11 protein-coding genes are annotated in these 13030 nt (G+C 33.9%); 5 read left to right on the top strand and 6 right to left on the bottom strand.

Features of this window, described 5'->3' with window-relative positions; all coding sequences use genetic code 11:
- Nucleotides 1–154 precede the first annotated feature (154 nt).
- A complete protein-coding gene (locus ACYSNW_RS03140) occupies nucleotides 155–1042 on the top strand; it encodes an SPL family radical SAM protein (RefSeq protein ID WP_461742997.1) in 888 nt (295 codons plus the stop codon).
- A 17-nt stretch (nucleotides 1043–1059) separates the two neighbouring features.
- On the opposite strand, the gene ACYSNW_RS03145 is transcribed toward ACYSNW_RS03140, so the two are convergent.
- From ACYSNW_RS03145 to ACYSNW_RS03160, 4 genes are read right to left on the bottom strand one after another with little or no spacing between them, the layout of a single operon-like run.
- Nucleotides 1060–1410, bottom strand: a complete 351-nt coding sequence (locus ACYSNW_RS03145; RefSeq protein WP_461742998.1) for a hypothetical protein — start codon at nucleotides 1408–1410, stop codon at nucleotides 1060–1062.
- A gap of 6 nt (nucleotides 1411–1416) precedes the next feature.
- Nucleotides 1417–2100: a hypothetical protein gene (locus ACYSNW_RS03150; protein ID WP_461742999.1), complete on the bottom strand. Its 684-nt coding sequence runs from the start codon at nucleotides 2098–2100 to the stop codon at nucleotides 1417–1419.
- A gap of 35 nt (nucleotides 2101–2135) precedes the next feature.
- Nucleotides 2136–2618 (bottom strand): nucleoside 2-deoxyribosyltransferase, encoded by a 483-nt coding sequence (locus ACYSNW_RS03155; protein WP_461743000.1) that lies wholly within the window; start codon nucleotides 2616–2618, stop codon nucleotides 2136–2138.
- Between the two features lie 29 nt (nucleotides 2619–2647).
- Entirely contained in the window at nucleotides 2648–3868 is a 1221-nt protein-coding gene (locus ACYSNW_RS03160) for a GNAT family N-acetyltransferase (protein ID WP_461743001.1), read from the bottom strand.
- A 298-nt stretch (nucleotides 3869–4166) separates the two neighbouring features.
- Here ACYSNW_RS03160 and lepA point away from each other — a divergent pair, with 298 nt between their 5' ends.
- Complete coding sequence (lepA, locus tag ACYSNW_RS03165; RefSeq protein ID WP_461743002.1) at nucleotides 4167–6002, top strand: translation elongation factor 4; 1836 nt, start codon at nucleotides 4167–4169, stop codon at nucleotides 6000–6002.
- Between the two features lie 128 nt (nucleotides 6003–6130).
- On the opposite strand, the gene ACYSNW_RS03170 is transcribed toward lepA, so the two are convergent.
- On the bottom strand, nucleotides 6131–6661 hold the full coding sequence (locus ACYSNW_RS03170; RefSeq protein ID WP_461743003.1) for a hypothetical protein: 531 nt from the start codon (nucleotides 6659–6661) through the stop codon (nucleotides 6131–6133).
- 785 nt (nucleotides 6662–7446) lie between these two features.
- Between ACYSNW_RS03170 and ACYSNW_RS03175 the strand changes: the two genes are divergently transcribed.
- Entirely contained in the window at nucleotides 7447–8427 is a 981-nt protein-coding gene (locus ACYSNW_RS03175) for an aldo/keto reductase (protein ID WP_461743004.1), read from the top strand.
- A gap of 141 nt (nucleotides 8428–8568) precedes the next feature.
- On the opposite strand, the gene ACYSNW_RS03180 is transcribed toward ACYSNW_RS03175, so the two are convergent.
- On the bottom strand, nucleotides 8569–9453 hold the full coding sequence (locus tag ACYSNW_RS03180; protein ID WP_461743005.1) for a MurR/RpiR family transcriptional regulator: 885 nt from the start codon (nucleotides 9451–9453) through the stop codon (nucleotides 8569–8571).
- 214 nt (nucleotides 9454–9667) lie between these two features.
- On the opposite strand from ACYSNW_RS03180, the gene ACYSNW_RS03185 reads away from it, so the two are divergent.
- The gene (locus tag ACYSNW_RS03185; RefSeq protein ID WP_461743006.1) at nucleotides 9668–11515 is read left to right on the top strand and encodes a beta-glucoside-specific PTS transporter subunit IIABC; all 1848 of its coding nucleotides are present in this window, start codon (nucleotides 9668–9670) and stop codon (nucleotides 11513–11515) included.
- 16 nt (nucleotides 11516–11531) lie between these two features.
- A complete protein-coding gene (locus ACYSNW_RS03190) occupies nucleotides 11532–13001 on the top strand; it encodes a 6-phospho-beta-glucosidase (RefSeq protein ID WP_461743007.1) in 1470 nt (489 codons plus the stop codon).
- Nucleotides 13002–13030: the final 29 nt, after the last annotated feature.

The raw sequence follows: 13030 nt of genomic DNA on the forward strand, positions 1-13030 counted from the left end.
CGTATCGTAAGGTGTGTGTATGAAGTCATAGCTAAATACCTCCTAGTTGATATAATTCGTCAACACCATTATAACAGGATTTTTCACCTTCAATTTATAGTGTTGCACTTAAATTATACATTCTAGTAGTTTATAAAATAGATTGGAGAAGAAAATGGAGTGGATTAAGGCAAAATCTTTACTAACTAAGGTTTCTTTTGATGGAAATCTGTGGTTTGGCATTGATTATATTATGAATCTTTATAAAGGGTGCAATCATCGGTGTATCTATTGTGATAGTCGTAGTGACAAGTATTTTATTGAAGATTTTGATCGAGTTCGTGGTAAGGAGAATACAGAAGGATTACTTTATTATGAATTAAAGAAAAATAAAAGTGGTGTTATCAATTTTGGTGCGATGTCAGATGCATACAATAGTGAAGAATTAAGAAATAATTTGACTAGAAAAGCACTAGAACAAATCTATACTTTTAGCTATGGTATATCAATAGAAACAAAAAGTAATCAAATCGTCAGAGACTTAGAACTAATTAAAAAAATTCAAGACCGCTATTCTGCCTGCATTAAGTTTTCGATTACAACAGCCGATGATCAATTGTCTAAAATTATCGAACCCTCGGTTTGTAATTCAACAAAACGATTTGAGGCACTCGCTCAATTAAGTGCGGCTGGCATTTATTGTGGCGTTATTATTACACCAATACTGCCATTTATTACGGATACACCTGAAAATATTGTTGCGATTGTGGAGAAAGCCTATGAGAGTGGCGCGAAATTTGTTTATTCTCAATTTGGAATGACTTTGAGGGCTGGGCAAAGAGAGCATTACTATCAAGCATTAGAACAACATTTTCCAGGTCTAAAAGAAAGATATCAAAGGCGTTATGGGAATAATTACGGTTGTGATGCTGAAAATAGTAAAGTTCTTAAAGAAGTTTTAGTTGAAAGTTGTGAAAAATATGGATTGTTCTATCGAATGAGTGATATTGTCGCAGCCTGTCCACGACAAAAACAAATCCAGCAGCTAGATTTGTTTGCTTAAGTTGCTGGATGGATTTATTAATTATTTAAGAGAAAGAATGCGGCTGCTGCTCCCTCATCGTCACCGTTATAATGAAATAAAACTTCTTTAGAAAATACGCCTTTATCTACATAAATTTCGCCTTTTCTGTAGTGAGCGATAATATTTTTTGAAAAAGTACTTGGTTTTGTATAAATATCTCCGTTTTTATAATAGCCGAGGATTTCTTTTTGAAGTATCCCTGTTTTTCTATAGATTTCACCATGTTTATAGAATCCAAGAATTTCTTTTTTGCCAAATACACCAGTCTTTCTATATACTTCTTGATGATCGTAGTAAAGATAGATTTCTCTTTTTGAAAAACCTTTCTTTTTAAAAAGTTCTGCCATTTTGAACTACTCCTTTTTTTGTGCTTTTTTGAATGCATATGCTTTGAAGTAATTGGAATCATGCCGACGCAGGATGCTATAAATAGTTAAAATTAGCGCACCAATCGTATTAGTAAATAAATCCCCCATTGTATCCATCAGTGCTTCTCGACCAATAAAAGGGGCACCAGAATCATTCATATAACGTTGTAAGTTCATGTTTCCGATTGAATCACATAGAAATTCCCAAAACTCCCATAAAACACCACAGAAACCAGCAAATGCTAGGCCCATAATGATAAAGAGCCAAGGACTGACTTTTGAAAAGTCAGTATCTTTAAGATAATAACCAATCAGAGCATACCCAACTGCTACCAACATAATCGGACTAACTGAATGTAGAATTTTATCCCAAAAGGGAATGATAATAATCAGTCTTAACCCAGTTCCTAAAAAAACAGCAATCCAAAGAAAGAACCAGTAATATAATCGCACCATTTTAGGGAAAATTAAGCCAGTCAATTTAGTAAACAGATAAGGGACAAAAATTACTGCTATTCCGGCTACCATTTCAGCTGAAAGCAAAATATATTGATTAGTTGGCTGTACAAAAAAGATTTTAATGATATTGATGATTAATGTAATAAATCCAAATATTAACAGGAAATAGAATGCTTGTTTTTCTTGTTTGTCTTCAAATTCGATTTTCATTATAACTCCTCCTATAAAACATAGTATCTTGAAAATTATTTGTCATTCAATTGTTCGTTAACAAGAGAAAACAACGATAGTTCATCGGATACAACAGAACCATTAAGTTTAAGTAATCCTACTGTGTAAAGGTTTAAATAATGGAATTGATTTTCCGCAACAGTGTTCAAAGCCTCAATTTTTCGAGAATTATCAGCTCCTTGTTGTCTAGTATCTGTATAAAGTCCAATCATAGGGATTCCTTTTGCATAAGCAACACCTATCTCTGAAGCAACTCCTGGGTCAATAACTAGACCATCTAAAACAGCAATTAATAAATCACTTTCTAAGACTTTTTCTGTATCAGCTAATGCAATCATTTTACTATCAGCATAAGCTGTTTTATCATTGATTGCTCCATTTTCTTGTGGTAAATAAACGTCAATCTTTTCAGAAATGGCTCGAATCTTTTTAACCAAGTGGTCATTATAAAGTAAATCAGCTTGGGCAAACATAGGACCTGCAAAGTAAATTTTCAAAAGTAACTCCTCCAAAAAAATTATTATAATCAGAAATAATCGCTAAAATAAGCTTCTTGATCTGGTAAAATTCGTTCTAACGAATTCAAGGTTTCTTTATCTGTTTTTAGTCGTTCCGTTCGATAGAGATACGAAGGACGACGATAATTCATCATTAAACAAGTTAGTGTTTGAATATCAATGATAACTGGATTTCCAAGAGCTTCATGAGAAACAGAAACTTGGTCATCTTCATCCCAAATAAGACTAAAAATATTATTATTCCATTCTGCGACTGGATCACTTACGATAAAGTGGAAAGGTTTTGCGGTGCTTTCGTAAGGATAGGCTAGTAAAAATTCTTTGACATCTACGATTCGGGCCATAAAATAGGGCTCGATAGATTCTTTAATTTGGCTATCGTCTAATAAAAAAGCGAGTGGTTCATTTTTATAAATATCTCCTTTGACCCAATAAATCATTGAAAAATGCGCTGAGATAAAATTCCAAAGACCATTTCGAGCTTCTTGATTAATGTAAAACATTTCCTTAACATGAAATACTTCTTCGGCAACCCAGTAAAAAAGGACACCTAGAGGTTCTTGATTTGCACCATAATAAACCGCTGCCGTTCGCTCTTCTTCATTTTCAAACCGCCAATATTCTTCCCAGTTAAAAGGAGTGCGGATTAAGGCACCATGATTTTGCCGAGCAACACGAGCGTAGACGGAAAGAACATCTTCATGATCAACACTTACTCGTTCCACCATTCCAGGAACGTCAACTTGAGCAGGTAATTGTGTATCTCTGATTTTAAACGATAATTTATCAGACATAATTTCCCAGCCTTTGCGGCGATAGTAAGGGATGCTGTAAGGATAAAGATAAGAAATCCATTGCTTATTTTTGCGCATATTTTCTAAAGCTAGATGAATTAAGTCTTGCATTAATCCATGATTTGCATATTCGGGATAGGTACCAACTCCTGTAACGCCGCCCATTTTAAATAGAGTACCATGAATGTTTACTTCACAAGGATAAATTGCAATTTGAGAAATCAATTTATCATCATGAAACCAACCAAAAACTTTCGATTGTTCCAAAATAGGTTGTTTAGATTTTATCAACTCTCTTTTACTTTCAAAGCCACTTTCTTCTAAATCGGCTTCGGTAAATTGGAAGACATAACTAAGTAATTCATTGAATTGATCAACATGTTTTTCATTTACAGCCCTTAATTCTAGTTGTTCTTTGAAGTCTTTTTGCTCCATTTTTCCATCTCCAATAATTTTCTATACCTTTAGTATACCAAATATTTGTTTTATACGCGCCCGAATTGTTACGAATTATTCGATTCAAAGAACCTGAAATTTAATTTTTAAGAGATAAATGAAAGTAGAAATCCTTTTATGCTTGATTTTGAATAAATGATAGAGTTGTAACTGATTTTGGCTAAGTATTTTTTGATAAAAGGTTTTAAATCAATCTTTGATAAGTTGAAGGGACTTTTATTCTAAGTGAAATCTTGTTATAATGAAAAGTGCTGAATTAGAAGAAATGAGGATTAGTATGAATATAGATGATTTAAAACAAAGGCAAGAGAAGATTAGGAATTTTTCGATTATTGCTCATATTGACCATGGGAAATCAACACTTGCCGATCGAATTTTAGAAAAAACCAATACGGTAACTACTAGAGAAATGCAAAATCAACTATTAGACTCAATGGACTTGGAACGTGAACGGGGAATTACCATCAAATTAAATGCAGTAGAGCTGAATTATACTGCAAAAGATGGTGAAACCTATATTTTTCATTTAATTGATACGCCGGGACATGTGGATTTTACCTATGAAGTTTCACGTAGCTTAGCGGCTTGTGAAGGAGCAGTTCTTGTGGTCGATGCGGCACAGGGGATTGAAGCTCAAACACTGGCGAATGTTTATCTAGCATTAGACAATGATTTAGAAATCTTACCTGTTATTAATAAAATTGATTTACCTGCTGCTGATCCGGAGCGTGTTCGCAAAGAGATTGAAGATGTGATTGGAATTGATGCCAGTGAAGCAGTCCTTGCTAGTGCGAAAGCAGGGATCGGAATTGAAGAAATCTTAGAACAAGTTGTGGATTATGTGCCAGCTCCTCAAGGGGATTTGAATGCGCCATTAAAAGCCTTGATTTTTGATTCGATTTACGATAGTTATCGAGGAGTAATTTTAAATGTTCGTGTAATGGATGGGGTTGTTCGTCCAGGAGATACGATTCAGATGATGAGTAATGGGAAAACGTTTGATGTAACGGAAGTAGGAATCTTTTCTCCTAAAGCAGTTCCGCGTGATTATTTAATGGTTGGAGATGTAGGCTACATTACTGCCAGTATTAAAACGGTTCAAGATACACGTGTTGGTGATACTGTGACTTTAGCCAATAATCCAGCTGAAGAAGCATTGCCAGGTTATCGTAAAATGAATCCGATGGTTTACTGTGGTTTGTACCCAATTGATACTTCTCGCTACAATGATTTAAGAGAAGCGTTGGAAAAATTACAATTAAATGATGCTGCATTACAGTTTGAACCTGAAACATCGCAAGCATTAGGTTTTGGTTTCCGCTGTGGATTCTTAGGGTTACTGCATATGGATGTGATTCAAGAACGGTTAGAACGTGAATTCAATTTAGAGTTGATTACGACTGCACCATCAGTTATTTACCATGTTAATAAGACGGATGGTACACAAGTCATTGTTGATAATCCAGCTGATTTTCCTGAACCTGTTACCATCGATTCTGTCGAAGAACCTTACGTAAAAGCACAAATCATGGTACCAAATGATTATGTTGGAGCTGTTATGGAATTGTCGCAAAGAAAACGTGGTGAATTTATTACTATGGATTATTTGGATGATTATCGAGTAAATGTTGTTTATGAAATTCCTTTATCTGAAATTGTTTTTGACTTTTTTGATAAGTTGAAGTCAAGTACTAAAGGATATGCATCACTTGATTATGAAATGACTGGGTATAAAACGAGTCGTCTTGTTAAGATGGACATTCTTTTGAATGCAGAAACAGTTGATGCGTTAGGATTTATTGTCCATCGTGACTTTGCCTACGAACGAGGAAAAGCAATTGTTGAAAAACTGAAAAAATTAATCCCAAGACAACAATTTGAAGTGCCAATTCAAGCAGCAATTGGACAAAAAATCGTTGCTAGATCTGATATCAAAGCTTTACGTAAAAATGTATTAGCTAAGTGTTATGGCGGAGATGTTTCTCGTAAACGTAAACTATTAGAGAAACAAAAAGAAGGAAAGAAACGAATGAAACAAATTGGTTCAGTAGAAGTCCCTCAAGAAGCCTTCATGGCGGTTCTGAAAATGGATGAGGATGAACCTAAGAAGTAGCAAGGGTTAGCAGTTTTTAGTATTTTAAACTATAGTAAACTTCCCCCATTCTTCCCCCGAGATGATAAAATCAAGGGAAGATGGGGGAAGTTTATGCGTTTTGAGTTCTAATAAATTCAAAATGACATTTATTGCATTGTTTCAGCTAAAGTAGTGGTCAATTCTTTCAAACTATCTCTATATGTGATTAGGTATTCAATTAAAGAGTCTTTACCAACAAGGATTTTATTTCCGTATTGTTCATACTGTTTCTTTTGTTCTTCAAAAGCTTGATCGTATTGTTTCTTTTGCTCTTCAAAAGAAGCGGCATCGTAAAGTACGCTATCTTTAATAATACTCTCATAGTCAGATAGATAATTATTAATAATTGCTTGATACATTATTAAATAGTCTGCATATGTTTTTATAGATTTGATTGTTTCGTCAGATACATCCTTGGCCTCAAAGACAACCGCTTCAGATTCTACTGTTGATATTTCTGTTGAAGACGACGGTGTCTCTGACTTACTAGAAGAGCTACTTTTTGTTTCCGTTTGACTAGAACTAGAAGCTTGTGTACTACTGCTAGTACTAGTAACTGTTTCTTTTTCTTTATTTCCACATCCAGATAGAGCAATCCCACATAGCAAAACTATCCCCAAACTTAAACTTTTTTTCATTTTTTAACCCTCCAAATTCTTTTTTTTTGACAAATAGTAGTATTAAAATAGGTATGATGAAAAATAAAAATTATTGTATTCATTGCGCTAACATCTAAATTGAAAAAGTTTAATAAATTCCTTTGTCAATTTTGAATAAATAACTCTAGTACATCCTATTTATTGAGCGCAAAAAAACGAAATAGCACCAATAATATTCAAAATAACAACAATATAGCAAAAAATTCTTAATACTTTGATTGCAACCCTTTTCAAATATTCATACTACTTTTTGTTTTTCGTCTCTCATATTATCAATAAAATATTCAGAGAACGATAATATGTTTAGAGGTATTATTATATCATATAAATAATAATTTATAATTAAAAGTGAATGGAAACAAAATAAAATATAAAAAAAGAGGAATTTGGACAACAGAAGTTAACAATTTCATATTGATAACTAAGTAAAAATTTATAGTAAAACAATCTGAAACAAAAAAAAAGAAAATAGATTTTATTTTTAACGCTTGAAAATTTTCTCTTGACTTGAAGTTCACTTCAAGGAGTATTCTATAAAAAATGGCTGAGAGGAGTAGGCAAATGAGGGGATAACTTGTTACTGGTACGGTTAAATTAGTAGACAAAATGGATTATGGAAAAAATATAGTTTAATTTAGCTTTGTATTGTTTTCTTAGAGCTAGATTAGCTTTAAGCGTTTTAATCATGACTCGATTTTTTGATTCACGATGGAGCAATGGAAGCTTATTTTATGCAGAAAAAATAACTAGATGGAGGAGAAATAATGAGTAAAAGACGGTTAGGACAGACAGATATGTATGTGAATTCAGTAGGCTTAGGTTGTATGGGTTTTTCTCATGCTAGCGGAACTCCCATACCAAATGAACAAGCAATCAAAATATTGCGTGAAGCCTATCAAATGGGCTATGATTTTTTCGATACAGCCGAATGCTACACAGGAGTAAATCCAGATGGAAGTATCAATTATAATGAAGAAATTGTTGGCAAAGCGATTAGTCCATTTAGAGAGAATATTGTTCTATGTACTAAATTTGGCGTGACACATAAAGGGGATCATTTGGAATTAGATAGTCGTCCAGAAAAAATCCGTGCAAGTATCGAAGGATCGTTAGCTAAGTTAGAAACTGATTATATCGATTTGTATTACCAACATCGAATTGATCCCAACGTAGAGCCAGAAGTAGTAGCAGAGGTTATGAAAGAGTTAATCAAGGAAGGAAAGATACGCGCTTGGGGAATTTCAGAAACAACTGAAGAATATTTGATTCGAGCTAATCGAGTTTGTCCAGTAACAGCAATTGAAAATCGTTTCTCAATGATGGCAAGATGGCACGAACCATTAATTTCATTATGCGAAAAACTAAACATCACGTTTGTTGCTTTTTCACCGATGGCTAATGGTGCCTTAACAGGGGCTTATCAGCAAACGCAAAATTTTGCCAAAGATGGTAGTGATTTTAGAGCCAATATGCCGCAATTTACCGAAGAAGGAATTAAACAAACGGAAAAACTATTAACTGCCATTCGTAAAATAGCAAAAGAGCAAGATGCAACAGAAGCACAGATTTCTTTGGCATGGATGTTGAACAAAAGTCAGTCGATTATTCCAATTCCAGGTTCCAGACAAATAAATCGTTTGCAGGAAAATCTGACAGCTGGGAAAATTAAGTTAACAAAATCAGAAATGATTGAATTAGATCAAAAACTTGATGAGTTAGATTTTTTAGTTTTTGGTGGTCATTAATCGTATTTTTAAGTAAGAAAATAGTGAAGTTAGCTTACCAAACAATCATTAAATAAATGACTAGCACGTAAACATTCGCTCTTTTCAATGTTTATGTGGTAGTCAATTTGTTGGAAAAGCATTATTTTGAACTTTAAAGTTTTATTCTTTGATATCTGTTTGCCGGAAGCTTCTGGTTGCTTCAAGATTTATGGAGTTTTTAACTTTATAGTTATAGTTTTGAATATAATTTTTAGAGAAAAAACCTGCATAAAGACTATTTAGCAAAAATAAAATCGATTCCTCAGTAGAAAAATTGCTAATTTTTTTATAAAGTCTTTCTCTAGAAGAAATCCCTAAGACAATTTCTATCTCTTGGCGAATATAATTGCCACCATCACTAGTTAAACCAATCAGGTTAACTCCTTGTTGTTTCATTTGAGGAATAAATTTCATTGGTTCTCTAGAAACATCATTTCCAGAATAAGAAATAATAATAGCTGTATCTTTATGAGTTAATCCGCTAGCCGTCATTCCAATCTCACCACTTTGAATTACTTCGACAGATTTACCAAGTGTGGCCATTTTCCGTCTAAAAATATCTCCTAATAAATTATTGGGACTAACACCTAAAATAACAATTCGTTGAGCCTTTGTTAGCATTTCTACGGCTTTTTCAAGTTGGGTAATAACAAGTTTATCTGCTGTATCTTGAATACTTTCAATTTGAATAGTCGCAATATTTTTAATGATTTGTGAGTAATCATCCTGATAAGTAAATGGAAAATTTGGATCAATTTCTGAATAATGAGTTTGTTCATAATGAATCTCTTCAATCAATGTATGTAAAAAATCTTTCCAACCATTGAAGCCCAATCCTTTACCAAATCTAACTAGCGCTGATTTCGAAGAATAAGTTTTTTCTGCGACTTGATTGATAGAGTATTTATGAATTTCAAGTTTATTTTCCAAAATAAATTCAGCAATTTCTCGTTTGGTACTGTTTGAATTAACGGTATATTCTTCGATTCTTTGCAATAATTTCATTAAGAGGATTCCTTTCTTGTTGAATCTATTTTAGCTTTGAATAATTAAAAACTCAATGTTAGCGGAGCAAGTTTCACTTAGTTTCATAAAAATAGCTATTCAAAAAGAAAAAGTGAAACTAAGTACCAAAATCATTTGAAAACATTGAAAGCGTGTGCAGTTGTCTATATAGTAATTTTATCAAAGCACCACGAAAATGAAAGGGGATAATAACATGAGCGAAAAATATAATGGATTGGCTCAAAAAATCATTCAATTGATAGATGGAAAAGAAAATGTTAAAAATTTGATTCATTGTCAAACACGTTTACGATTTGATTTAAAAGATGAAGCAAAAGTGAATACAAAAGAATTACAGGAATTGGAAGGCGTTGCAGGTGTAATCAATAGTGGGGGACAATTTCAAGTAGTGATTGGAACCCATATAGCAGAGGTTTATGAAGAAGTTCTTCCTCTAATTGATACCACGGAACCAGTAAGTGATAATGAAGATTCAAAAAAGAAAAATATTTTAACTTCAGCAATTGAGTTTATTTCAACTTCTTTTAGTCCGATTATTCCAGCAATGAGTGGTGCTGGAATGATTAAAGCATTATTAGTATTGTTCAAATTTGTTTCCAATGAAAGTCAAACGTATTATATCGTCAATTTTATGGCAGATTCTGTTTTTTACTTTTTACCGTTTTTCTTAGCAAATACTGCAGCTAAAAAATTGAAATGCAATCCTTATTTAGCGATGGCATTAGCTGGAATCTTATTACATCCTAATTTTGCAGCATTGATTGCGTCTGGAGAACCAGTTCAGTTATTTGCGATGCCAGTGCGTTTAGTCGGTTATGGAGCAAGTGTTATTCCAATTATACTGATTGTTATTGTACAATCATTTATTGAAAAATTTTTCAATCGAATTATTCCAAATGCGGTAAAAATTGTTTTTGTTCCTATGTTGACCATCTTGATTACCGGGATTATTGCATTAGTTGTTGTTGGACCACTAGGATCTTATGTGGGGGAATTTATTGCCGCTGGATTTAATGCAATTCGAAGCGTGGCTCCATGGGCCCCTGCTGTAATTGTTGGAACCTTGCTACCGATTATGGTGATGTTTGGGATTCATACAAGTATTGGGCCTCTTGATGTTTTACAATTGACTTCTGTTGGTTATGCTAATATTTTTGGTCCGGGTGCGATGGTTTCGAATATTGCTACAGGGGTGGCTGCACTAGTTGTAAGTGCTAGAACAAAAAATCAAAAAGAGAAGCAAATTGCGACTTCAGGCGGCATTACTGCTTTGATGGGCATCACAGAGCCAGCGCTTTATGGTGTTGCCTTGCCTAAAAAATATCCGTTGATTGCAACGATGATTGGTGGTGGAATTGGTGGACTTTATGCGGGCATTAGTGGAGCTTCACGATTTGCTACCGGTTCATCAGGATTACCAGCAATTCCGCTTTATATTGGTGATGATATTTCAAATGTAATTAATATTTTAATTGCTATCGTTATTACAATGGTAGTGACCGCTGTGTTGACCTATTTTTTAAGTTTACGATATGAAAAAAATGAATCTATCTCTGAAAAAACAACGGATTCAATGATTGCAGTTGATGCTATTACGATTAATAGTCCGATTAACGGTGAAATGATAGAACTGTCTCAAGTTAAGGATGAAGCTTTTTCAAGTGGAATGTTGGGACAAGGAGTAGCATTTGAACCTAATGAAGGAAAAGTAGTCGCACCATTTAATGGCGAAGTAGTTACATTGTTCTCTACAAAACATGCCATCGGTTTATTAAGTGAAAATGGTGTAGAGTTATTGATTCATATTGGTTTAGATACGGTCGAACTAAACGGAAAATTTTTTGAGACACACGTTGCTCAAGGGGACAAAATCATTCAAGGGCAAACCTTGCTAACTTTTGATTTAGATCAGCTAAAAGCAGCTGGTTATATAACTCAAACCCCTGTTATTGTTACTAATACAGCAAATTACAAAGAAGTCGCGCACGATTCATTTGGCATAAAAAGTAATCAAAATACAATGTTGACGATTCAAGTCTAGTTAGGAGAATACAGTTATGGGATTATCAAAGGATTTTTTATGGGGCGGTGCAACTGCCGCTAATCAAGCAGAAGGCGGCGTTTTAGCTGGCGGTAGAGGATTGTCTAATATTGACTTGATGCCTTGTGGACCTGATCGAAAAAAAGTTGCTGCTGGGACGATGAAAATGTTTGAATGGCAAGATCAATATTATTATCCTGCAAAAGAAGCAATTGATATGTACCATCATTATATGGAAGATATCAAACTTTTCGCTGAAATGGGGTTTAAAGTTTATCGAATGTCCTTATCTTGGTCACGAATTTTTCCTAATGGCGATGATTCTGAACCGAATGAAGAAGGACTGATGTTTTACGAAATGATTTTTAAGGAGTTACACAAATTTGGCATCGAACCATTAGTGACGATTGCTCATTTTGATGTTCCGCTAAATCTAATCAAAAAATATGGAGCCTGGCGAAACCGAACGATGATTCAGTTTTATAGCCATTACGCTGAAACTGTTTTAACCAGATATAAAGGGTTAGTCAAATATTGGTTGACAATTAATGAAATCAATATTTTATTACATCAACCATTTGTAGGTGCGGGTTTGCTTTTTGAAGCGGATGAAAATCAAGAAGAAGTAAAATATCAAGCAGCTCATCATCAACTAGTTGCTAGTGCCTTAGCAACGAAAATTGCTCATGAGATTGATTCAGAAAATCAAGTTGGTTGCATGTTAGCTGGTGGCAATAATTATCCGTATACTTGTCGCCCAGAAGATTATCAAGAAGCAATTAATAGAGATCGAGAAGGCTACTTTTTCATTGATGTTCAGGCAAGAGGGAAATACCCGAACTATGCATTGAAAAAATTTGAACGTGAAAACTTAGTTATTGAAATCACCGAAAATGATTTGGAGATTCTTGCAGATGCGCCAGTTGATTTTGTTTCTTTTTCTTATTATTCTTCTAGAACGGTTAGTGCGCATCCAGAAGATTACGAACAAACGACCGGTAATATTTTCGGGACAATAAAAAATCCTAATTTGCCTTCAACCGAGTGGGGCTGGCAGATTGATCCGCTTGGATTGAGAAATTCTTTGAATCAATTGTATGATCGTTATCAAAAACCATTATTTATTGTCGAAAATGGCTTAGGAGCAGTTGATATTCCTGATGAAACAGGTTTTGTTGATGACGAGTATCGAATTGATTATCTTCGTCAACATATTCAAGCATTTAAAGCGGCTGTAGAACTTGATGGTGTTGAATTATTAGGATATACAACGTGGGGTTGTATTGATTTAATTGCTGCTAGTACAGGTCAAATGAGTAAACGATATGGTTTTATTTATGTAGATCGAGACGATGAGGGGGAAGGAACGTTAAAACGTTCGAAGAAAAAGTCTTTTTATTGGTATAAAAAGGTGATTGAAAGTAATGGAGAAAATCTATTGAGTGAAAATTTGGCGATTCCTGATATAGCTGAAATAAGTAAGTGAAATATTTGTTAGGTGCTAACTATTGAAAT

The sequence above is a fragment of the Enterococcus sp. LJL99 genome (genome assembly GCF_054871725.1).